Source organism: Kitasatospora sp. NPDC034023 (assembly GCF_055575795.1).
In genome coordinates, this window is the sequence record NZ_JBVIRY010000031.1 from 110,891 (window position 1) to 132,129 (window position 21,239).

At 74.3% G+C, this 21,239-nt stretch carries 18 protein-coding genes and 1 pseudogene; 12 read left to right on the plus strand and 7 right to left on the minus strand.

Features of this window, described 5'->3' with window-relative positions:
* Positions 1 to 181 precede the first annotated feature (181 nt).
* Positions 182 to 1,549 (minus strand): carbohydrate-binding protein, encoded by a 1,368-nt coding sequence (locus ACZ52R_RS32730; protein WP_465622074.1) that lies wholly within the window; start codon positions 1,547 to 1,549, stop codon positions 182 to 184.
* Between the two features lie 333 nt (positions 1,550 to 1,882).
* Here ACZ52R_RS32730 and ACZ52R_RS32735 point away from each other — a divergent pair, with 333 nt between their 5' ends.
* The 3 genes from ACZ52R_RS32735 (at position 1,883) to ACZ52R_RS32745 (ending at position 3,532) form a co-directional block, all read left to right on the plus strand.
* A complete protein-coding gene (locus tag ACZ52R_RS32735) occupies positions 1,883 to 2,083 on the plus strand; it encodes a hypothetical protein (protein ID WP_465622072.1) in 201 nt (66 codons plus the stop codon).
* Between the two features lie 48 nt (positions 2,084 to 2,131).
* Complete coding sequence (locus ACZ52R_RS32740; RefSeq protein WP_465622071.1) at positions 2,132 to 2,908, plus strand: ABC transporter ATP-binding protein; 777 nt, start codon at positions 2,132 to 2,134, stop codon at positions 2,906 to 2,908.
* 168 nt (positions 2,909 to 3,076) lie between these two features.
* Positions 3,077 to 3,532 carry a S26 family signal peptidase gene (locus tag ACZ52R_RS32745; protein ID WP_465622069.1) on the plus strand — a complete coding sequence of 152 codons (456 nt, stop codon included), beginning with the start codon at positions 3,077 to 3,079 and terminating at the stop codon, positions 3,530 to 3,532.
* 311 nt (positions 3,533 to 3,843) lie between these two features.
* On the opposite strand, the gene ACZ52R_RS32750 is transcribed toward ACZ52R_RS32745, so the two are convergent.
* The 3 genes from ACZ52R_RS32750 to ACZ52R_RS32760 all read right to left on the minus strand — a co-directional run bounded on the left by ACZ52R_RS32750 (position 3,844) and on the right by ACZ52R_RS32760 (position 7,330).
* The gene (locus ACZ52R_RS32750) at positions 3,844 to 4,818 is read right to left on the minus strand and encodes an Lrp/AsnC family transcriptional regulator (RefSeq protein WP_465622067.1); all 975 of its coding nucleotides are present in this window, start codon (positions 4,816 to 4,818) and stop codon (positions 3,844 to 3,846) included.
* The gene (locus tag ACZ52R_RS32755) at positions 4,808 to 6,298 is read right to left on the minus strand and encodes an MFS transporter (RefSeq protein ID WP_465754655.1); all 1,491 of its coding nucleotides are present in this window, start codon (positions 6,296 to 6,298) and stop codon (positions 4,808 to 4,810) included. Before ACZ52R_RS32755 ends, ACZ52R_RS32750 begins: the two co-directional genes overlap by 11 nt.
* A gap of 129 nt (positions 6,299 to 6,427) precedes the next feature.
* Positions 6,428 to 7,330, minus strand: a complete 903-nt coding sequence (locus tag ACZ52R_RS32760; protein ID WP_465754656.1) for a LysR family transcriptional regulator — start codon at positions 7,328 to 7,330, stop codon at positions 6,428 to 6,430.
* Positions 7,331 to 7,462: 132 nt separating this feature from the next.
* Here ACZ52R_RS32760 and ACZ52R_RS32765 point away from each other — a divergent pair, with 132 nt between their 5' ends.
* From ACZ52R_RS32765 to ACZ52R_RS32800, 8 genes are all read left to right on the plus strand, one after another.
* Positions 7,463 to 8,404, plus strand: a complete 942-nt coding sequence (locus ACZ52R_RS32765) for a DMT family transporter (protein WP_465754657.1) — start codon at positions 7,463 to 7,465, stop codon at positions 8,402 to 8,404.
* Positions 8,405 to 8,588: 184 nt separating this feature from the next.
* A complete protein-coding gene (locus ACZ52R_RS32770) occupies positions 8,589 to 9,623 on the plus strand; it encodes a GNAT family N-acetyltransferase (protein ID WP_465754658.1) in 1,035 nt (344 codons plus the stop codon).
* Positions 9,616 to 10,404: an aminotransferase class IV gene (locus ACZ52R_RS32775; RefSeq protein ID WP_465754659.1), complete on the plus strand. Its 789-nt coding sequence runs from the start codon at positions 9,616 to 9,618 to the stop codon at positions 10,402 to 10,404. The genes ACZ52R_RS32770 and ACZ52R_RS32775 overlap by 8 nt, the downstream gene beginning before the upstream one ends.
* 111 nt (positions 10,405 to 10,515) lie before the next feature.
* Positions 10,516 to 11,358, plus strand: a complete 843-nt coding sequence (locus ACZ52R_RS32780) for an ABC transporter ATP-binding protein (RefSeq protein ID WP_465754660.1) — start codon at positions 10,516 to 10,518, stop codon at positions 11,356 to 11,358.
* On the plus strand, positions 11,355 to 13,895 hold the full coding sequence (locus tag ACZ52R_RS32785) for an FtsX-like permease family protein (RefSeq protein ID WP_465754661.1): 2,541 nt from the start codon (positions 11,355 to 11,357) through the stop codon (positions 13,893 to 13,895). The genes ACZ52R_RS32780 and ACZ52R_RS32785 overlap by 4 nt, the downstream gene beginning before the upstream one ends.
* Before the next feature lie 354 nt (positions 13,896 to 14,249).
* Positions 14,250 to 14,723: a hypothetical protein gene (locus ACZ52R_RS32790; protein ID WP_360490536.1), complete on the plus strand. Its 474-nt coding sequence runs from the start codon at positions 14,250 to 14,252 to the stop codon at positions 14,721 to 14,723.
* Positions 14,720 to 16,297, plus strand: a complete 1,578-nt coding sequence (locus ACZ52R_RS32795; protein WP_465622051.1) for a multicopper oxidase family protein — start codon at positions 14,720 to 14,722, stop codon at positions 16,295 to 16,297. Before ACZ52R_RS32790 ends, ACZ52R_RS32795 begins: the two co-directional genes overlap by 4 nt.
* Positions 16,298 to 16,503: 206 nt before the next feature.
* Positions 16,504 to 17,862: a DUF2252 domain-containing protein gene (locus ACZ52R_RS32800; protein ID WP_465622049.1), complete on the plus strand. Its 1,359-nt coding sequence runs from the start codon at positions 16,504 to 16,506 to the stop codon at positions 17,860 to 17,862.
* Here ACZ52R_RS32800 and ACZ52R_RS32805 read toward each other — a convergent pair.
* On the minus strand, positions 17,840 to 18,778 hold the full coding sequence (locus tag ACZ52R_RS32805; RefSeq protein WP_465754662.1) for an LLM class flavin-dependent oxidoreductase: 939 nt from the start codon (positions 18,776 to 18,778) through the stop codon (positions 17,840 to 17,842). The genes ACZ52R_RS32800 and ACZ52R_RS32805 overlap by 23 nt on opposite strands.
* Before the next feature lie 85 nt (positions 18,779 to 18,863).
* Between ACZ52R_RS32805 and ACZ52R_RS32810 the strand changes: the two genes are divergently transcribed.
* Positions 18,864 to 19,604, plus strand: a complete 741-nt coding sequence (locus ACZ52R_RS32810) for a helix-turn-helix domain-containing protein (RefSeq protein WP_465662070.1) — start codon at positions 18,864 to 18,866, stop codon at positions 19,602 to 19,604.
* A gap of 13 nt (positions 19,605 to 19,617) precedes the next feature.
* Here the strand turns inward: ACZ52R_RS32810 and ACZ52R_RS32815 are convergent, their stop codons facing one another.
* Positions 19,618 to 20,073, minus strand: coding sequence for a hypothetical protein (locus ACZ52R_RS32815; protein ID WP_465622044.1), 456 nt, complete (start codon positions 20,071 to 20,073; stop codon positions 19,618 to 19,620).
* Positions 20,074 to 20,305: 232 nt separating this feature from the next.
* Positions 20,306 to 21,148 (minus strand): annotated as a pseudogene (locus tag ACZ52R_RS32820) (MFS transporter); the annotation flags it as partial.
* Positions 21,149 to 21,239 lie beyond the last annotated feature (91 nt).

The following is a 21,239-nucleotide window of genomic DNA, read 5'->3' on the forward strand; positions in this document are numbered from 1 at the left end:
GGCGAGGGGCCCCGGGGTTGTGTACCCCGGGACCTCTCGCGCGTGCGGTTCCGTCGTACGGTCGTGCGCGGGGTTCGGCCGGTGAGCGCGGCTCGGGCGGTCCTGTCGGTGAGCGCGGGGTTCGGCCGGTCCTGTCGGTGTGCGCGGGGTTCGGCCGGTCCTGTCGGTGTGCGCGGTTCGGTCAGCAGGGGCCGTCGTCGGCCCAGACGCCCCACTGGCCGCTGGCGCTCGGCACTTCGTTCAGCGTCCACCACTTGGCGTGGTAGTTGTGGCCGTTGTACGAGACCTTGGCGCCGCCGTTGTACGTGGTGCTCGCGCTCCACGCCGGGGCGGTGCAGGTGCCGGGGGTGCCCGGGCCGGACGGCGGCGTGGTCGGGGGAGTCGTCGGCGGGGTGGTGGGTGGAGTGGTGGGCGGGGTCGCCCCGGCGAACTTCACCGTGTACCTGGTGAAGTCCCAGTCGTTCTGCGCCACACTGGAGCAGGAGCCGGACAGCCCCGGGTCCACCGGGCCCTGGCACTGCCGGTCGCGGTTGACCGACCAGTAGGTGTACCGGGCCAGGCCGTGCGCGGTGGCGAAGTCCAGTACGGTCTGGAAGTCGGCCTGGCGGAAGTACTCGGCGGCGTCGGTACGGCCGTTCATCATCGACACGCCCTCGTGGGCGTACGCGGTGGCCTCGTTCCAGCCGAAGGTGCTCTGCAGGATCTGGTTGAACTTCACCAGCGCGTCGGTCTGCGCCGCCGCGCCGTTGAAGCCGCCGTCGAACGGCATGATCGAGTAGTTGTTCGGCGTGAAGCCCTGGGACTTGGCCTCGTTGAGCATCTGGGTGCCGAACCAGCCGGTGCCGGCGTTGGTGCCGGCGGTGGTAATCGAGATGTACAGGCCCGGGTTGTTCTGCTGGAGGATCCGCGCGGCGCCGATCTCGTTGTGGATGGCCGCGGTGTTCTCGTACTCGGGCTCCTCCAGGTCGAAGTCGATCGCCTTGAGCTGGTACTTGGTGATCACCTTCTGGTAACCGGCGGCAGTCGCTTCCGGCGTGCCGCAGACCTGGCCCAGCTTGGTGCCGCCGTACCCGCCGACCGACACCGAGACGTCCCCGCCCTTGCCGCGGATGGTCTGGATGACGTTCGGCATGGTGCTGTCGGTGTCGATCGAGGAGGTGCCGCCCCAGGCGGGGGAGCAGCTGTTGCCCTGGGCCAGGATGAACGCCAGCTGGAAGGCCTTCTGACCGGTGGCGTCCATGACGGCGGCCGCGTCCGGCGGGCTGTTGTCCTCGGGCATCAGGTACGGCGCGGAGGCGTACCAGTTGCTGCCCAGGCCGGTCGCGGTGGTGGTGGCGGTGTCCGCGGAGGCGGAGCCGGTGCCGGCCAGTGCGGCGACGCCCCCGGCGACCAGGCCGAGCACGCCGGTCACGGCGAGGGCGGCCCGGCGGGAGCGGCGCCGGTGACCGGCGGAGTGTTGCGAGTCCGTGGAGTGTTCCGAGCCGGCGGAGTGGTGCGAGCCGGTGGAGTGTTCCTGGCTGACGGGGTGTGGGGGAATAGCACGTTCCATCGGAGGCCTTCCAGGAAACGGCGGTGGGGGGAGGCGCCCGTTCGCGCCGGAGGTGGGGGTGGCGCGGCGGCAGGCCGAACGGCCCAGGGGCGTGGGGTGGTTGCCGCAGGCTCCCACTGGTATAGACCTGTCTCGTGGGATGGGTCAAGACCTGGTGGAGCGCGAGTCTGAACGCCAGGGGACAGGAGCCTTCGATTCCGGATCACCGCGCGTTGGCGGCTTTCGAAGTTGGTCTAGACAAGCTCTCGAACGGTCAGTTGGCTTTTCGACCCGCGAGATCTCGTGGGTAAATGCACAGCCTCTCCAATCCACCTTCCCGAGCGGAGGAACACAATGGTTCAGGCGGTTCTCAACCTGGTCGACCGCGTGGTTTCCGGCGGCCGCAACACGAATGTCGCGGACGCTTACTGCGCCTGCCCGGCCGGCACCACCACCCACTGCAGCGGCGAAAACCTGTACGTCACGGAGTGCTGCTCCTGGAACTGTGCGGTCAAGCCGTCCTGTGTCACCTACGTCATGGTCGGCGGCTGCTGACCCGCCCCGGTTTGCTGACCGAACCGGCCGGCTGACACGCGGCCGCCGGTGCCCCCGTCCGACGCGCCGTGGATCCTGCGCGGCGTCGACCTCACCCTGCGGGCCGGCTCCGTCACCGCCCTGGTCGGACTCAACGGCGCGGGCAAGAGCACCCTCGTCAAGCTGCTCTGCCGGCTCTACGACCCGGACCGCGGCCGGGTGCTCTGGGGCGGCGTCGACATCCGGGAGTTCCCGCCCGAGGAGTACCGGCAGCGGATCGGCGTGGTCTTCCAGGACTACTGCCGCTACGACCTGACCGCCGGCGAGAACATCGGCCTCGGCCGCCTCGCCCACCTTGACGACCGGGCCCGCGTCGCCGACGCGGCCCGTGCGGCCGGCATCCACGAACGGGTGCAGCGGCTGGACGGCGGGTACGGGGCCCTGCTCAGCCGGATCTTCCTGCCCGAAGGCGTGACGGAGGCGGGCTGGGGCCACTCCCTGTCCGGCGGGGAGTGGCAACGCCTCGCCGTGGCCCGGGCGTTCATGCGCGGCGACGCCGACCTGATGATCCTGGACGAACCCAGTGCGGGCCTCGACGCGGAAGCCGAACAGGAACTCCACGAGAACGTGCGGGAGTTGCGCCGGGGCGCCACAAGCCTGGTCATCTCCCACCGGCTCAGCGCGGTCCGCGACGCCGACCGGATCGTCGTCCTCGGCGCCGGCCAGGTGGTCGAAGAAGGCACCCACGACGCGCTGATGGCCCTCGGCGGGCGCTACGCGGAGCTGTTCACCCTGCAGGCCTCCGGCTACCAGGACGCGGTGGTGTCGGGTCGCGCGGGGCAGTGACCGGAAGGTGCGAGGCAGTTGCCGGGAGGTGCGGGGCAGCGACCGGAAGGTGCGGGGCAGTGGCCGGCAGGTGGGGACGGGAACGGCCGTCGGCCGTCGCGGTGTTGCGGTGTTGCGGCGGGCCGGGATGTCGGGCCGGTCGGCCCGTTGAGCGGAGGAGGTGTGCCGGTGGGGCTGTGGTCGGTGGTCGGCGGTGCGGTGCTGGCGGCGGTGATGACCCTCGTCGTCCTGTTGCGGGTGGCGCTGTCGGTGGTCGTGGTGTCAGGGCCGAGCATGAGCCCGGCCCTGCGGCCCGGCCAGCGCGTCCTGGTGCTGCGCCGAGGCCTGGCCCGGCTGCGTGCGGGGCGGATCGTGGTGGTCTCCCCGGACGGGCTCGCCGCGCCCGGCGGTGGCCCGGCCCGGCGGCAGCCGGACCGTCTGCTGGTGAAGCGCCTGGCGGCGCTGCCCGGTGACCCGGTCCCGCAGTCCGTCCGCCCGGTCGTGGCGGGCGGGACGGTGCCGGGCGGGCACGTGGTGCTGCTGGGCGACAACCCGGAGTTCAGCACGGACTCCCGGACGTGGGGCGCCGTCCCGGCGCGGAGTGTCGTGGGCGTGGTGCTCGACGGCGTCCGGCTGCGGGGCTGAGCGGCCGGTCGTACGGTCCGGGGTGGCCTGGGGCCCGGGATGGCTCGGGGTCCGGGGTGGCCTGGGGCCCGGGATGGCTCGGGGTCCGGGGTGGTTCGGGGTCCGGGGTGGTTCGGGCGCTTGCCCGGGAGGTGGGGCGGCGTCTGGCGAGATCCCGTCCCGTGGCGGGCGTCGCCTTGGGGGGCGGCGTCCGGGAGGTCGGCGAGAACGTCCGGCTTCGGTCCCGGCGGGCGCTCGCCCGCGGCCGGGAGGGTGTCGACTGTTCCACCCGCCGGTGTGAGGGTGGGGCCACCCACTCGGTCGCGGCGCGGTCAGGGGCGTCCGTGCCCCGGCGGTGCCGGGACCGGGCCGGCGGCCTTGAGGGTGCGCAGGACGGGGGAGGACTCCAGGGCGGTGATCTCCTTGACCGCGCCCAACTGCTGTGTCACGTACCGGTGGAGGTCGGCCGGGTCTGTGCACAGGGCGAGGGCGGTGAGGTTGCTGGGGCCGGTGGTGGCGGCGACGAAGGCGAGTTCGCGGTGCGTCGCGAGGGCGCGGCCGACGTGGTCGAGGTGGGCGGGCGCGACGCTCAGCCAGAGCAGTGCCTGCATGTCCGCGCCCAGGAGCCGGGCGTCGAGTTCCACGTCGAGGAAGACCGTGCCGTCCGCCCGGAGCTCGGCGAGCCGGCGGGCGACGGTGGCCGGGGTGCGGCCGGTCGCGGCTGCGAGGTCGCCGAGGGGCGTGCGGCCGTCACGGTGCAGCGCGCCGAGCAGGGCGTGGTCGGCCTCGTCGAGGCCGCCGGACGGAGGGCTCACGGCGACCGGGCGGAGCCGGTCCTGCTGTTCCTCGCTGAGTGCCTCGGTGCTGACTGGCCAGGCGGACGGGCCGCCCCGATAGGTGTGCAGCAGGCAGTGGGCGGAGACACCGGTGACGGTGGCGGTGCGGGGGATGTCGCGCAGGAGGAGGCTGTGGCCGTCGGGGCCGGGACCGGTGTCGACGATGGCGGTGATCTCGGTGCCGCCGGAGGTGAGTTTCACCCAGGCGGTGTCGGCGCGCCGGACCAGCGCCTGGGCGAGGTTCTGGGCGGTGTGCGGCCCGGCGGTGAGGCGCAGCAGCCACTGGGACCGTCCGGCCCGGTGCGGGTCGGCGAGCCCGACCACCCGCAGCCCGGCCTCGGCGCGCAGCCGCCGGTAGCGGCGTGCCACGGTCTGCGGGGAGACGTCGAGGACAGCGGCGATCCGGTTGAACGGGGCGCGCCCGTCGACGCGCAGGGCGTGGACGAGCGCGCGGTCGAGGTCATCGAGCATGTGTGGGTTCCCGGTGGTCGGACACACCGTCCGATTCTGCCGTGTGGCTGGCGGTGCGAGTGCCATGAGAGTTGCTCATCAGCCGGACCGCCACGGCGGCGGCCGCCAGCACCCCCACCGCCAGCCAGCAGGCGCGCTGCGCCCCGGCGGTGTCCGGGGCGGCCAGGTAGATCCGTCCGAGCACGGCGACGCCGAGTGTGGAGCCGAGCTGCTGCACGGCGTTGAGAAGGCCTGCCGCCGAGCCGGTCTCCTGCGGCCGCAGCGGCTTCAGGGCGGTGGTGAAGAAGGCTGGCGTGAACAGCCCCTGCCCGAGCCCGACCAGGGCGAGCGCGTAGGGCAGCGCCTCCGGCCGCTGGCCCGTGCGGTAGGCGCCGACGGCGGACACCACCCCGACCGCCATCACGGCCAGCCCGACGGGCATCACCCGCGCCCCGTACCGCCGGACCAGGGAGGCGCGCGCCCACAGGGAGCCGACCGCAAGCCCGGCCGACATCGGCAGCAGGGTCAGGCCTGAGGCCAACGCGTCGGCTCCACTGCCGAGTTGGAGCTGCAGCACGACGACCAGGGTGAGCCCGGTGGTGGCCGCGAAGGCGAGCGAGAGGACGACCATCGCGGCCGGGAACCGTACGGAGGTGAACAGGCTCGGCTCGACCAGGGTGTCGGTGCCGCGCCGGGCCCCGCGCCGCTGGTGGACGGCGAAGACCACCGCGGCGACCGCTCCGGCAGCCGTCCACACCGGCGGGGTGCTTCCGGTGGCCAGCAGCGGCAGCACGACCAGCCCGGTGGCGAGCGCCGCGAGCGCGCTGCCTGCCGGGTCGAGGCCGGGGCGGCGCGGGGCGCGGTCCTCGGCGAGCAGCGGGGCGAGGGCGAGGACGGCGAGCGAGAGCGGGAGGTTGACCAGGAAGACCGCGCGCCAGGAGGAGCCGAACAGGTCGGCGTGGGTGAGCACCCCGCCGAGCACCGGGCCGGCGACGGCCGCCAGCCCCATCACCGGCCCGATCGTGCCGAGGGCCCGGGCCGTCTCCGGGCCGCGGAACATGACCTTGATCAGGCCGATGGTCTGCGGGACGATCACGGCCGCGGCCGCGCCCTGGACGGCCCGGAAGGCGAGCAGCGCGCCGAGCGTGGGCGCGCAGGCGCAGGCCAGCGAGGCGAGCAGGAAGCCCGCGACCCCGATCCGGAACACCCGCCGCCGTCCGGCCCGGTCGCCGAGCCGCCCGCCGGTGAGCAGCAGTACGGCGAACGGCAGGGTGTACGCGGTGGTGAGCCAGGGCACGGCCGCCGCCGGCCCGCCGAGGTCGGCACGCATGCGCGGCGCGGCGACCTGCACGATCGTCGCGTCCAGCAGGTTCATCGCCTCCGCGGTGAGCAGCGCGCAGAGCGCCCACCAGCGGCGCGGGTTCACGGGCGTCGGCTGCTCGGTTGTCGGCTGCTCGGTTGTCGGGCGTGCGGACGGCGGGGGCAGCGGGTGTGCGGACAACGGGTCCTCCCTCGGGTGTACGGCCGGAATGCCGTCACCCTCCGGCCGTACGCCCGTGCCGACCAGCTGCTGCCGCCCGTATCGACGGGAAGTTCCATTAACCCTGCCCGCAGAGCCGAAAAACTCCACTCAGGCCGGCGACCCGGCCAGAGCCTTGCCCTTCGTCATCGCCCCCACTCCTGCGAGCAGCCCGCTGACCACCGGGGACCACGGCCGGCTCGCCGGTCCGGTGAGCGTCAGCGTCCGGTGGACGGCGGGCCGGATCGGGACCAGCACGCAGTCGGCCGGGAGCATGGTCAGTGCCAGCGCGGGCATCACCGAGACTCCGACGCCCGCGTGCACCATGCCGATCAGCGTGTTGAGGTCGCGGATCCGGTGCCGGGGTGCGAAGCGGGTGCCGGCCCGCCGGTAGGCCTCGCGGATGTGGCGCTCGCAGCCGCCCTCGGAGAGCAGGAAGTCGTCGTCCTCCAACTCGGTGACGTGGATGGTCTCCTGACCGGCGAGGGGGTGGTCGCGGCGCAGCAGCGCGTGCATCGAGTCGGCACCGAGCGCGACCGCCCCGGGCTGGAGCGGCCCGGCGTCCACCAGGACGGCGGCGTCCACCGTGCCGGCCTCCAGCCAGGCGGTCAGCTCGGCGTCCTCACCCTCGAAGACCCGGACGGTGACCTCCGGGTACGCGGCCTTCCAGTCCCGCAGCAGCCCGGGCAGCAGCGCCTGGCAGACGGTGGTCGGTGCGGCGAGCCGGACGGTGTCGGTCAGGCCGCCCGTGTGCTGGGTGGCGATGAGGCGGACGGCGGTGGCGGAGGCGACGGCCGTACGGGCGTGCGGCAGGACCTGCTCGCCCAGCGGGGTCGGCCGGCAGGGGGTGCCGCGCATCAGGACGGGTGCGCCGAGGGCCCGCTCCAGCGCGCCCACGGCGTGTGAGACGGCGGACTGGCTGATACCCAGTTCGTCGGCGGCCGCGCCGAAGCCGCCGGTGTCGGCAACCGCGACCAGAGCCCTGAGCTGGGCCAGGTTGACCTCCGTGGTCATCGGACGCCCTGGGGCGTGTGACCTCGGGTCATGAGACTTCCTCATCCATGTCGGAATGCCACTTGTTGGACTCATGGTCGAACGTCGCACCATCCTCTGTCCAGGTGCAGGGAACACCGGAGGAATGCGGGGGTGGTTGCGGTGCGGCGCTGGTTGCCGGGTTTTGCGGCACTGTCGGCGATCTGGGGTGCGAGCTTCGCCCTGATCAAGGTGGCGGTCGACGCGGGGGTGCCCCCGGTCTGGGTGGCGCTGTGGCGGTGCCTGCTTGGCACGGCCACGCTGGGCGCGGTCCTGGTGCTGCGCGGTGAGAAGGTCCCGCGTGACCGTGCGCTGTGGGGGCACTCGGCGGTGGTCGCGGTGCTGCTCAACACCGTGCCGTTCATCCTGTTCCCGTTCGGCGAGACCAGGGCCAGCTCGGTGCTCGCCGGGGTGATGAACGCGACCACTCCGCTGTTCGCCCTGCTGCTCACGGTGCTCACCGTCCCCGAGGAGCGCCGCCCGGGCGCCCGCCGGCTCACCGGCCTCGCCCTCGGCTTCGTCGGCGTGCTCACCGTGCTCGGGGTCTGGCGCGGCATCGGATCCGGTGCGGCCGTCGGGGGCCTCACCTGCCTGGCCGCCGCCTGTTGCTACGGGGCGGGCTTCGCCTACCTGCGGCGTTTCCTGTCCGGTCGGCCGGAGTCGGTCACCACCCTTTCCGCGCTCCAGATCGGCTGCGCCACCGCCGAGTTGGCCGTCATCGTGCCGTTCGCCGCGGGCGCCCCGCACTGGCCCGGGGCCGGCCCGGCCGTCGCCCTGCTGGTGTTCGGCGTGGTCGGCACCGGCCTGGCGTACCTGCTCAACCTCGGCCTGGTCCGGACCGCGGGCACCGGGGTGGCCTCGGCCGTCGCCTACGTGATGCCGCTGTGGTCCACCGCGATCGGTGCGCTGTTCCTCGCGGAGCCGGTCGGCTGGAACGCCCTGGCCGGTGCTGTCCTGGTGATCGCCGCGGTGGCGCTGACCCGCCCCCGCCCCCGCCCCCGGACCGCGACCGGCGCGGCGGACCAGACCCCGAAGGCGGGCCAGACCGTCGGATAGGGCACGCGCCGCCCCGACGACGGCGCGTACGAAGATGCCGCGCATGGGGATCTCCTTCCCTGAACGGGCCCACCCGGGACAAGCCGGCGGGAACCGGGCTGATCGGACAGCGCATTCGTACCCGACCTGACGTTCGGTGTCCAATGAATTACGGAATGTCTTCGGGCACCGCTAGGGTGGCGGCGTGGTGAGGGCGTGGGATGCGGCGGTTGAGCGGGCACAGGACCGGCTGGCGGCGGGGCCGCGGCTGAGGGCGGTCGCCGAGGGGGACGAACGGCGGTTCGCCCTCTGGGACTTGGCGTCCCTGGTGGAGGGCGAGCTGGGCGCGCTGGTGGACCCGGACGGGCTGGCGCCGTCGGCGGAGCGCGGCTGGCGAGAGCGGCTGGGCGAGAGCGGCCGGGAGTGGCCCGGCGGGGAGCTGTACCGCCGGAGGTACTGGATCCAGGGCGACGACGGCGCCGTCGTGGGCACCGTCGCGATCGACAACTGGACCAAGGGCCCGGGCCAACTCGCCGTCTCCTCCCTCTATGTGAGCCCGGCGGCGCGCGGTCGCGGGCTGGCCGCCGCCACGCTGGACGAGGTGTACGCGGCGGCCACCGCCGAGGGCCTGCCCGGATTCCGGCTCGAGGCGCACTGGACCTGGCAGCCGGCTGTCCGCTACTACCTGCGCCGAGGGCTGTGGGCGGTCGGCTGGAAACGCTCGCTCGCGCTCGCGCGGATGCCCCAACTCCCTTCCTACCGGGTGCGCGAGGAGGACGGGCGGCTGCTCCTGCTGGTCGCCGACCGGCTGCGCGGCTGGGTGCCGATACTGACCGCCGGCCGCGAGGGCCGCTGGCTGCGGCTGGACGAGACGGCCGACTACCGGGGCGCCGACGGCTGGGTCCACGACTACGCGCGCTCGACGCTGGCCCTGCACCTGGCGCTGGCGGGCTTCCCGCTGGTGCGCGGCCCGCAGTGGTGGGCGGAGGCGTGGCGCTGGTCGGACGCGGGCGAGCCGGAGGGACTGGCGTACCGGATCGAGGAGTTCGAGCGGGCCGCCCCCCGCCCGGCGTCCTCCCCGTACGGCCCGGCGCCGGTCCCCGCTCCGCAGAGCCCGACGCAGGGTTCGGTGCAGTACCCGGAGCGGGACCTGGCACAAGCCCCGGAGCGGGCGGCGACGCAGGCCCCGTCGCAGGCCTCGGTCCCGTCGTCGCAGCTGGCAGACTCAGGGGATGGCTGAGATCGAGATCGACGGCGCCCCCGCCGACCCGGCGCGACTGGCCGCGCTGGGGCTGCTCAACTACGGGCACTTCACCACCCTGCGCGCCGAGGCGGGCCGGGTCCGCGGCCTGACGCTGCACCTGGACCGGCTGGTCCGTGACTGCCGCACGCTGTTCGCCGTCGAGCTGGACAGGGCGGCGGTGCGGGAGCGGATCCGCGCGGTGCTGCCCGCCGGCGGCGAACCGGTGATCGTCCGGGTCACCGTGTACGACCCGGCCCTCGGTCTGGAACGCCCCGCCGCCCCGGCCGCACCCGCCCTGCTGGTCACCACCCGCCCCGCCGCGACGGCCGAGCCCGCCCCGCTGCGGGTGCGCACCTCGGTGTACCGGCGGGAACTGCCGGCGGTGAAGCACGTGGGCCTGTTCGGCCTGGTCCACCACCGGCGGCAGGCCCAACTCGCCGGCTACGACGACGTGCTGCTGATCGACACGGACGGCCGGGTGACCGAGGGCGCGACCTGGAACGTCGGCTTCCTGGACGAGGACAGGCTGGTCTGGCCGGAAGGCCCGAGCCTGCCTGGCGTCACCGAGGCCCTGCTCTCCCGGGCGTACCGGGGCCCGCAGTCCCGCGAGCCGTTGCCCGCCGCCGCGCTGGGCCGCTTCGCAGCCGCCTTCGCGGTGAACGCGGGCATCGGCGTCCGGCCGCTGGCGGCCGTCGACGGCACCACCCTCGACCCCGCCCACCCGGTGCTCGCCGAGCTGCGCGCGGCCTACCTCGGGACCACCGCCGAAGCGGTGTAGGGATAACCCCACCCCCGTTCCGCCGGTGACCTCCATGGCCCGCGGGGCCCGGACTTCCTAGCGTTGAACACGTTGACGACGAGCGACGCAGAACCGAAGGAAGGCCCCTCCATGGCACGCCGCCACGACCGCCGCAGGACCGACGAGCGGGTGACCCACCCGTACGCCACCGACGCGTACGACGGTGCCCCGCACGCCGCACCGTCGGCGGCCCCCGCGATCGAACTGTGCGGCGTACGCCGCACCTACGGGCGCGGCGAGGCGGCGGTGCAGGCGCTGCGCGGGATCGACCTGGCGCTCGCCCGCGGGAGCTTCACCGCCGTGATGGGCCCCTCCGGCTCCGGCAAGTCGACCTTCCTGCAGTGCGCTGCGGGCCTGGACCGCCCGGAGGCGGGGGAGATCCGGCTCGGCGGCGAGGAGATCACCGCGCTGAGCGAGAACCGGCTCACCAAGCTGCGCCGCAGCCGGATCGGCTTCGTCTTCCAGTCCTTCAACCTGCTGCCCTCGCTGAGCGTCGAGCAGAACGTGCTGCTCCCGCAGCGGCTCGCCGGGGAGCGCCAGGACCGCGCCCGGGCGCGGGAGTTGCTGGAACGGGTCGGCCTCGGGCAGCACGCCCGGCGGCGGCCAGGCCAGCTCTCCGGCGGCCAGCAGCAGCGGGTCGCGATCGCCCGCGCGCTGATAACCCGCCCGGACGTGCTGTTCGCCGACGAGCCCACCGGCGCGCTGGACACCCGCACCGCACACGAGGTGCTGGGCCTGCTGCGGCAGGCCGTGGACTCCCTCGGCGCGACCGTCGTCATGGTGACCCACGACCCGGTGGCCGCCTCCTTCGCCGACCGGGTGCTGTTCCTGGCCGGCGGCACGATCGTGGACGACCTGCCGCACCCCAGCCCGCAGGCCGTCGCCGACCGGATGGTCGCGCTCACCGCCCGCCCGGTGGGAGCGGCGGCATGACCAACGGACTCGCCCGCGCCTCGGTGCGCTTCCGTCCCGCCTCCTTCGTGGGCACCCTGGTCGCCCTGCTGCTCGGCGCCGCCGTCGTGACGGCCTGCGGCGTGCTGCTGCAGACCGGCCTGACCGCCGGCCTCGAACCCGACCGGTACGCCTCCGCGCCCGTGGTGGTCGCGGCCGAGCAGACGGTGAAGATCCAGAAGAAGGTCGGCGAGGACACCGAGACCCAGGAGCAGGCCACCCCGGAGCGGGCCCGTGCGGACGCCGCGCTGGTAGGCCGGCTGACCGCCCTGCCTGGGGTCGCGGTCGCCCGGCCGGACACCGCCTTCCCGCTCACCGCCTTCCCGCATACCGCCGCGAACGACACCCCGGCCCTGACCGGCCGCGGCTACGCCGCCCTCGGCATCGCGGGACCGGCCGACAAGCTGACCGAGGGCCGTGCACCCGGCGCGAACGAGGTCGTGCTCGACGCCGACACCGCGCGCGCCGCCCACCTCGCGCCCGGCGTGAACCTCACGCTCACCGCGCCCGGTGGCACCGCGAGCTACCGGGTCTCCGGCCTCGCCGCCGCCCAGACGGCCGGGCCCACCGCCTGGTTCGCCGACACCGCCGCGGACCGCCTCTCCGGCCACCCCGGCCGGATCGACGCCATCGCCGTCCAGCCCCGCCCGGGCGTGACCGCCGCCGCGCTCGCCACACAGGTGCGCCAGGCCGTCGGCGGCGAGGCGAAGGTCTTCTCGGGAGACGACCGGGGCACCGTCGAGCACCCCGCTCTCGGCGAGGCCCGGACGACGCTGATGGCCCTCGGCGGCACCTTCGGCGGCTACGCCACCATGACCGCGATCTTCGTGGTGATGAGCACCGTCGCCCTCGCCACCGGCCAGCGCGCCCGCGAGTTCGCCCTGCTGCGCGCCATCGGCGCCACCCCGCGCCAGATCCGCCGAACCATCGCCGCCGAGGCGATGCTGATCGCCCCGGTCGCCGCGGCGCTCGGCATCCTGCCCGGACTCGCGCTCGCCCGCTGGTGGTTCGGCCAGCTGGCCGAACGCGGCGCCGTCCCCGAGGGCATCCGCCTCGACGTCGGCCCACTGCCGATGCTCGCCGCCGTCCTCACCTGCACACTCGCCGCGCTGACCGCCGGCTTCCTGGCCGCCCGCCGACCGTCCAAGCTGCGCGCCGCCGAGGCACTCGGCGAGGCCGCCGTCGAGGCGCCCCGCCCGGGCAAGGTGCGCACCCTCCTCGGACTGGTCTTCGCCGGCAGCGGCATCGCCGTCGCCGCCCTCGCCGCCTCCCTCGACGGCGCCAAGGCCGCCCAGACCGCGCTCGGCGTGGTCATGTGCTTCATGACGGCCGTCGCCCTGCTCGGCCCGTGGGTGGCCCGGATCGCCGCCGCCGTGCTCGGCGCCCCGCTGCGGGCCGGCGGCGCGCCCGGCTCGCTGGCCGCCGACAACACCCGCGCCAACGCCCGCCGGCTGGCCTCCGCGATCACCCCGATCGTCCTGGTCACCGCCTTCTGCGGCACCCTGCTGATCCTGCAGAGCACCCTGCGCCACACCACCGGCGAGAACGTCCGGGCCGGCATCACCGCCGACCACGTGATCGGCACCACCGGCCCCGGCCTGCCCGCCGGGACCGCCGAGCGGGCGGCCAAGGTGCCCGGCGTGGACACCGCCGTCGGCGTGCTCCGCACCGGCCTGGTCCTCGAGAGCGGCGGCCGGCTGAGCTCCGCCCCCGCGCTCGGCGTCGACGGCGACCCGGCCCGGCTGCCCAAGGTGCTCGACCTGGGCGTACGCAGCGGCTCGCTCGCCGACCTCGGCCGCGCCACCGACACCATCGCCCTGAGCACCACCCTGGCCGACGCCCTGGATGCCAAGGTCGGCGACCGCGTCCCGCTGCGCCTCGGCGATGGCACCGCCGTCCGGCCCGCCGTGGTCGCCGTGTACGAACGCGGGCTCGGCGTCGGCCAGGCGGTGCTGCCCCGGGCGGCCCTGGCCGAGCACGTCACCACCGGGTACGACAGCCAGGTGCTGGTCGCCGACGTGCCGGGCGCCGACCGCACGGCGGTGGCCGCCGGGCTGGGCACGCAGGCCGGGACGAGCGTGACCGACCGGGCCGGGTTCGTCGCCCAGGCCGACAAGGACATGGAGCTCAGCGGCTGGGCCAACACCGTGATGGCCGGCGTGCTCGGCGGGTTCGCCGCCGTCAGCGCCGCCAACACCCTGGTGATGACCGTGCTGGACCGCCGCCGCGAGGTCGCGCTGCTGCGACTGGCCGGCACCACCCGGCGCCAGGTGCGCGACATGATGCGCTGGGAGGCTCTGCTGGTGGCCGCGACCGGGCTGGCGGTCGGCGCGGTGATCGCCTGGATCACGCTGGTGCCGGTCACCCGTGGCGTCGCCAACGCTTCCCCGTACGTCCCGCCGATGCTCGCCCTGCCACTAGCGGCAGGGGCCGTGCTGCTCTGCCTCGGCGCGACCGGGCTGCCGGTCCGGGCGCTGCTGCGGACCCGTCCGGCGGCGCTTGGAGCGGCGCGGCAGTAGGCCGGTGGGGCGATGAGCGGGACTCATGGGGCCGCCCCGTGAGACGAGCTCATGAGGCCCTCCCATGAGAGGAGTGCATGAGGTCCTCATGAGGCGGTCTCATGGCGTCCCCCATGAGACCGCCTCATGAGGCGCCCCGGCGAGAAGCCCATGAGACGCACTGGAGAGAAGCTCATGACGGATGCCCTTGAGAACCACTCAAGGGCATCACTCGTCCGGGTGACAAAGGCGGGACGAGCAGGCGCAATGGGGTAACCGGAAGCCCCAAAGGACTTTATTGGAACTGATCGTGATGTCGGATCAGCTACGCTCTCGCCCGCCCCGCCCGACCGCCGAAGCAGAGAGTAGCCCGACATGAGCAGTCCCCCTGCCGTCCCCGCGGCCCGCTGGCCGCTGATCCTGCTGCGCACCACCGCCACCGCGCTGGCCCTGCTGGCCCTGCTCCAGGTCATGCTGGCCAGTAGCTTCCTCAACGGCACGTTCGACTCCCTGAAGGACCACGAGGGCAACGCGATGACGCTGGCCACCGTGGTGGTGCTCCAGCTGGTGGTCGCCGTCGCGGTGCGGTGGCCCGGGCGCGGCCCGCTGTGGCCGCTGTGGACGACCCTCCTGCTCAACGTCGCGGTCATCGGCCAGATCGCGGCCGGCTACGCCCGGGCCGTCGGCGTGCACGTCACCCTCGGCGTGCTGCTGGTCAGCGGCATCCTGTTCGGCCTGGTCGAAGCCTGGCGGCTGCCGCTGCCCGCCCGGACGGGGCAGCCCGATGCGGGCCCGGACGGCAGCGGACTGCTGCCGCGCCCCGGCGGGCCAGTGGAGGTGTCCAAGTGAAGCGTCGCCGGTTCCTGGGCATCGGCGCCTCCGTCCTCGGCGCGGGCGCGCTGGCCGCCGTCGCCGTCCCCTCGGCCGCCCGGCTGCTCGCCGAGGGCCGCCCCGGGCAGCTCCTGAGCAGCGGGCTCGACCTGCCCGAGGCGTTCCAGGTCCCGCTTCCGGTGCCGGCCGTGCTGAATCCGGTGCGCACCGACGGGACCAGCGACTACTACGAGATCACCCAGCAGGTCGCCAAGCTGGAGATCATCCCCGGTGTGAAGACCGAGGCCTGGACGTACGGGGGCAGCTTCCCCGGGCCGACCCTGGTCACCCGCTCCGGGCGGGCGGCGGTGGTCAAGCACCGCAACGAGCTGCCGGTGCCGTCCGTCACCCACCTGCACGGCGGGCACACCCCGGCGGACAGCGACGGCTACCCGGTGGACCTGCTGCTGCCCGTCGGGTCGTCGGCCGACGCCGCCCAGGGCATGGCCGGTATGCAGGGCATGCCGGGGATGCGCCACGCGGGGGGCCGCAGCATCGTCGGCGAGCGAAGCCACACCTACCCGGGCAGGCAGCGCGCCGCCACCCTCTGGTACCACGACCACCGGATGGGCTTCACCGGCCCCGGAGTCTGGCGCGGACTGGCCGGCTTCCACCTCGTCCAGGACGACGAGGAGGGCGCCCTGCCGCTGCCGCGCGGCGAGCGCGACCTGCCACTGATGATCGCCGACCGCTCCTTCGCCGCCGACGGGTCCTTTCAGTACCCCTCCACCGACCCCGCGCTCGGCGAGCCCGGCGTCACCGCCGGCTACGCCAACGGCGTGCTCGGCGACGTCATCCTGGTCAACGGCGCGCCGTGGCCCCGTCTGGACGTCGACCGCGCCCGCTACCGGCTGCGCCTGCTCAACGCCTCCAACGCCCGCCTCTACCGGCTCGAACTCGACCCGCAGCCCCCCGGCGGCGGCGCCCTGGTCCAGATCGGCTCCGACGGCGGCCTGCTCGCCGCCCCGGTCGCCCACGACGGCATCGAGATCGCTCCCGCCGAACGCTTCGACGTCGTGGTCGACTTCTCGCGCTACGCGCCCGGCACCCTGGTGCGCCTGGTCAACCGCTTCGGCAGTGGTCGGACGGCCGAGGTCATGCGGTTCGACGTCTCCTCGAAGCAGGTGAACGACGACGCGACGGTGCCCGACAAGCTCGCCGCCGTCGAGGGCCTGGACGCCTCCGCCGCCGTCACCACCCGCGACTTCACCTTCCGCCGCAGCCGCAGCGACGGCTGGACCATCAACGGCGAGCCCTACCACCCAGGCCAGAACATCGCCACGCCCGCCCTCGGGACGATCGAGCGCTGGCGCTTCTCGTCCGACCTGCACCACCCCGTGCACGTCCATCTGGACCACTTCCAGGTGATCGGACGCAACGGCGCGAACCCGGGCCCCTACGACGCGGGGTGGAAGGACACCGTGGACCTGCGCCCGGCCGAGGCAGTGGAGCTACTGGTGCGCTTCACCGACTACGCGGGGGCGTACATGCTGCACTGCCACAACCTGGAGCACGAGGACATGGCGATGATGGCGGACTTCACGGTGCAGTGAACCGTGCGGTGAGTCGGCCCGGTGAGCGGCGGGGTGATCGGTGCGGTGAGCCGTCCTGCGGTGAACCGCCCGGTTTCACTCGGACGGCCGAGTGCCGGAGGGCGTGCGCTGCGCCCTCCGGCACTCGTGTCCTAGCGTCGCGGAGAGGGGCACCCGCCGGCCGCCCGGCGTCGCGGGCAGCGCCCACCGACGGATGGAGCCGCCGCATGACCACTCCCGCCGAACGCCGCCGCCGCGGCCGGGCCGCCCGCGACCGCGTCTCCCGCTCCGACCACGGCCGGTGGATCCCGGCTGCGGACCGGCCCGACCCGCTCGGCGTGCTGGAACGGCAGGGCGAGGACCGGGTCACCCGGCTGCTGCCGATCCGCTACGGGCGGATGGCCGAAAGCCCGTTCAGCTACCTGCGCGGCGCCGCCGCCGTGATGGCCGCCGACCTCGGGGCCGTGCCCGACACCGGTCTCACCGTCCAACTCTGCGGCGACGCCCACCTGGTGAACTTCGGCGTGTACGCCTCGCCGGAACGCGCCCTGCTCTTCGACGTCAACGACTTCGACGAGACCTACCCCGGCCCCTTCGAGTGGGACGTCAAACGCCTCGCCGCCAGCGTCGCCGTCGCGGCCCGCGACAACGGCCAGGACGAGGAGCGCGTGCGCCGCGCCGCCCGCACCGCCGTCGAGGGCTACGCGACCGCGATGCGACGCCTGGCGGGCCTGGGCGAACTCGACGTCTGGTACGCCCGGGTGGACACCGCGCAGCTGCTGCCGCTGCTGGGCAAGCCCCGGCAGCGCAAGCGCGCCGAGGCCCAATTCGCGCACGCCCGGCGCCGTACCAGCCTGCAGGCCTTCGGCAAGCTCACCGAGGAACGGGACGGGCGGCGCCGGATCATCAGCGCGCCACCGCTGATCGAGCCGCTGAAGAAGACCGAACTGCGCGGCATCGGCAAGGTGTTCAGCGACTACCGGGGCACCCTCGCCGAGAGCCGCCGTGTCCTGCTGGACCGCTACCGCTTCGTCGACGCGGCCACCAAGGTGGTCGGTGTCGGCAGCGTCGGCACCCGCTGCTTCATCGTCCTGCTGGAGGGCCGGGACGGCCGCGACCCGTTGTTCCTGCAACTCAAAGAGGCCGGCCGGTCGGTACTGGAGGACCACCTGCCGCCCGCCAAGGTGGACGCCGAGGTCGCCCCTCACCACGGCGGCCGCCGGGTGGTCACCGGCCAGCACCTGATGCAGGCCGCCAGCGACATCTTCCTCGGCTGGACCACCGGCCCCGCCGGGCGCCACTTCTACGGCCGCCAACTGCGTGACATGAAGGGCTCGGTCGAGGTCGGCGACATGAAGCCCTCCGGCCTGCGCGCCTACGCCGACCTCTGCGGCCGCACCCTCGCCCGCGCCCACGCCCGCACCGGCGACCGCCTCGCCATCGCCGGCTACCTCGGCAGCGCGGACACCTTCGCGGAGGCGGTGGCCGAGTTCGCGGTGCGGTACGCGGACCGGACGGAGGTGGATCACCGCGAGTTGGTGGCCGCCGTCGCGGACGGGAGGATCACGGCGACCCGGGGAGTGTGAGAGCGGCCAGCCTCTCCAACTGCTCCCGCTGATCCGCCAGTTCGAGCGCCCCGAGGCGGGCCACCAGGTGCCGGGCACCGGCCGACGTGTACCGGGTGAGCTTGGCGGCCACCTCGTCCGGCGTGCCTAGGGCGAACGCCTGGATCTGCTCCGTCTCGGCCAGCGGCAGGCCGTAGTTGGAGCGGGTGTAGGCGTCCATGGCCCGGCGGGCGGCTTCCGTGTCGCGGTCGATCCGGACGTTGACGAAGAGGGCGGGGCTGACGGCCTCCGGTGTGCGTCCGGCCTGGCGGGCCGTCGCCCGGACGGCGGCGAGCCCGGTGGCGTAGCCGGCCGGGTCGGGCGGATAGGGCAGCCAGCCGTCGTAGTGGCGCCCGGTTCGGGCCAGGGCCGCCGGGGTCGCGCCGCCGAGCCAGACGGGCGGCCCCTGCTCGTGGAACGGCCTGGTGGCAGACGGGAGTTCGGCGAAGGAGTGGAACTCGCCGTGGAACTCCTTCGCCCCGGCCCAGAGCGCCCGCCACAGGGCGACCGTCTCGTCCAGCCGAGCGAAGCGGCGCTCCCACGGCACTTGGGACAGCTCGTGCAGCGGGCGGCCGAAGCGCCCCGGGAAGCCGGCGCCGACGGCGACCGTCAGCCGGCCGCCGGACAACTGGTCCACCGAGGCCAGCGTCTGCGCGGCCTGCACCGGGCGGCGCAGGACCGGCAGCAGGGCGCCGGTGCCCAGCCGGACGCGTTCCGTCACCGCGGCGGCGGCCGCCAGCATGGTGAGCGGTTCGATCCTCGGGCTCAGCAGGGAGTCGTTGACGAACAGCGAGGAGAAGCCCAACTCTTCGCTGCGGCAGGCGAATGCGACCAGGTCGCGGGGGCCGTGCGCGGCCCACTGGTCCTGGCCGGTGGGGAGGAAAACACCGATGTCCATGGCGTCGATGCTGGCGGCCGGGGCGAATGGCCTCAATTCCCCCGGGGGAATGGCGGACCGCGGCCGCCCGCGGTTGGCTGGTGCCGTGGACTTCTCCCAAACGCTGCGTGAGCGCCGTACCAGCCGCCGCCTGAGCCAGCTCGACCTCGCCACCCGAGCGGGAACGACCCAGCGGCACCTGAGCTTCATCGAGTCCGGCCGCTCCGTGCCGGGCCGGGGCATGGTCGTCCGGCTCGCCGAATCGCTCGACCTGTCGCTGCGGGACCGCAACGAGCTGCTGCTGGCCGCCGGTTACGCACCCGTCTACCCGGAGACACCGCTGGACGGGCCGACGCTGGCACCGGTGCGGGAAGCGATCGGCCACATCCTGGCCGGCCACCTCCCGTACCCGGCACTCGTCGTGGACCACCGAGGTGACGTGGTGGCCGCCAACGCCGCCCTGGACGTGATCACCGCAGGCGCCGACCCGCGGCTCGTCGGCCCCGGCACCAACGCCTACCGGCTCGCCCTGCACCCGGACGGCCTCGCCCCGCGCATCCTCAACTTCGCCGCCTGGGCCCGCCACATCGTCGAACGCACCCGGCATCTCGGCGAACTGCACGCGGAGTTGAGCTCGTACGTTCCAGAAACCGAGGTGGGAGAACAGCACTTGGGCTTCGCCGTCCCGCTCGAGCTGCGCACCTCGCTCGGCGAGCTGCGTCTGATGACAACGGTCACCACCTTCGCCACCGCCGTGGACGTCACCCTCGCCGAACTGAAACTGGAAGCCTTCCTGCCGGCGGACGCGGCCACCGCCGAGGCGTTGCGGGGAGCGGCCGCGGCATAGCGGGAGCGGCCGCTCAGAGCCCCGGGAACTGGTAGTCGGCGGTGATCCGGCCGTCGGTGTCCAGGACGACGAACTCCACCCCGCTGCCGACCGGTTCGCCACCGCCGACGGGCACCATCTCCCAGGTGAAGCGGACGACGTCCCGCAGCCGCACGGCGTCCGGCCGGGCCCGGAAGGTGAACTCGCCGGGCGCCACGAACTCCTCGTGGGCGCGGGCCACCCGGAACTCCAACTCCTCGTAGCCGCGCGCCTCCAGGACCGGCTCCGCGAACCCGACCCGCGCGGCTGCCTCCCGGGCTTCGACAGGCGGGTGCAGGAGGTGCACGCCGCCCACGGCCCACAACCGCTCGACCGCCGACCGGCGGGCAACAGCGTCGGGCTCGGTCCACAACGCGGCGTAGCGGTCGGCGAGTTGCTGGGCGCTGGTGGCGATGGATGTGCCGGTGGCGATGGGCGTACCGGTGGTCATGGCGGACTCCTGTGGTGTTCGGCCGGTCTCGGTGCGACCCATCCTGGGGACGGCCCCGCAGTCGGACAATTCCCGCCGGGGAATGGCCGGTTGGCGGCATCGTCGGTCGGCGGCCCGGCCGGGCGGCCCACGGGCGGGAGGTCGCGGGCCCCTCGAGCTTCCTTCGAGCGGTCCGCGGTCGACCCCGTGGACCCGCGCCGTGCCGCCGTGGTCGGACGGCGGCACGGTACCGCTAACCGGCTCCCGGCCGGACGGCGGCGATCGGCAGGGCCGTCGCCACCAGGAGGCCGGCGGTGTAGAGCGGGCCGAGATCGCCGGCCGCCGAGCCGAGCGTGGTCGCGGCGAGCAGCGGGCCGGCGGTGGCGCCGAGGTTGAGGGCGGCGGTCGCGTAGGCGCCGGCCATGGTGGGCGCTCCGGCCGCCTCGTACAGCACCCCGGTGATCAGCGTGCCGCCGACGGCGAAGGACAGCGCGCCCAGCAGGAACACCAGGGGCAGCAGGACGGCCGGTCGGTCCGCGAGGACGGCCGCCGTGGGCCAGCCGGCCAGCAGCAGCGGGCCGCCGGTGGCGAGGACCAGACCGGGGCGGCGGTCCGCCAGCCGTCCCGCGGCGGTGACGCCGACGAAGGACCCGGCGCCGAACAGCACCAGCACGACCGGCACCCACAGTGCGCCGAGCCCGGCGGGGCCGGTCACGACAGGGGCGAGGAAGGTGAAGCCGCCGAAGGTCGCCGCATTGACGAGAGCGGCGAGCAGCATCGCACGGAGCAGCCGCGGACGGCCCAGCTGCCGGAACTCCGTGCGCAGGGACGGGGCGTGGGGCCCGCGCGCGGTCGTGGGACGGGCGGGGAGACCCCAGACGAGGCCCACGGCGGCGGGCAGGCAGAGCACAGCGACGGCCCAGAACGCGGCGCGCCACCCGTACAGCGCGCCGAGGACCGAACCGCCCGGGACCCCGGCGACCGTGGCCACCGTCGTCCCCGACAGCAGTACGGCGAGCGCTCGCCCCTTCCGGTCCGCCGGGACCAGCGCGGCGGCCGTGGTCATCGCCACGGCGAGGAACCCGGCGTCGGCTAGCCTGCGTGTTTCATCCGGGGTCGCGTCCGGAGCATGATCGGAAAAGCGAAAGTGCCTTCTGAGCTGCAACGATGAGGCTTGTCTAAGGTCC

What these genes read in the sequence shown, in the direction of transcription:
- ACZ52R_RS32730 (WP_465622074.1), bottom strand. Translation starts at nt 1,549, where the DNA reads ATGGAACGTGCTATTCCCCCACACCCCGTCAGCCAGGAACACTCCACC.
- ACZ52R_RS32735 (WP_465622072.1), top strand. Translation starts at nt 1,883, where the DNA reads ATGGTTCAGGCGGTTCTCAACCTGGTCGACCGCGTGGTTTCCGGCGGC.
- ACZ52R_RS32750 (WP_465622067.1), bottom strand. Translation starts at nt 4,818, where the DNA reads ATGCTCGATGACCTCGACCGCGCGCTCGTCCACGCCCTGCGCGTCGAC.
- ACZ52R_RS32760 (WP_465754656.1), bottom strand. Translation starts at nt 7,330, where the DNA reads ATGACCACGGAGGTCAACCTGGCCCAGCTCAGGGCTCTGGTCGCGGTT.
- ACZ52R_RS32775 (WP_465754659.1), top strand. Translation starts at nt 9,616, where the DNA reads ATGGCTGAGATCGAGATCGACGGCGCCCCCGCCGACCCGGCGCGACTG.
- ACZ52R_RS32780 (WP_465754660.1), top strand. Translation starts at nt 10,516, where the DNA reads ATGGCACGCCGCCACGACCGCCGCAGGACCGACGAGCGGGTGACCCAC.
- ACZ52R_RS32785 (WP_465754661.1), top strand. Translation starts at nt 11,355, where the DNA reads ATGACCAACGGACTCGCCCGCGCCTCGGTGCGCTTCCGTCCCGCCTCC.
- ACZ52R_RS32790 (WP_360490536.1), top strand. Translation starts at nt 14,250, where the DNA reads ATGAGCAGTCCCCCTGCCGTCCCCGCGGCCCGCTGGCCGCTGATCCTG.
- ACZ52R_RS32800 (WP_465622049.1), top strand. Translation starts at nt 16,504, where the DNA reads ATGACCACTCCCGCCGAACGCCGCCGCCGCGGCCGGGCCGCCCGCGAC.
- ACZ52R_RS32805 (WP_465754662.1), bottom strand. Translation starts at nt 18,778, where the DNA reads ATGGACATCGGTGTTTTCCTCCCCACCGGCCAGGACCAGTGGGCCGCG.
- ACZ52R_RS32815 (WP_465622044.1), bottom strand. Translation starts at nt 20,073, where the DNA reads ATGACCACCGGTACGCCCATCGCCACCGGCACATCCATCGCCACCAGC.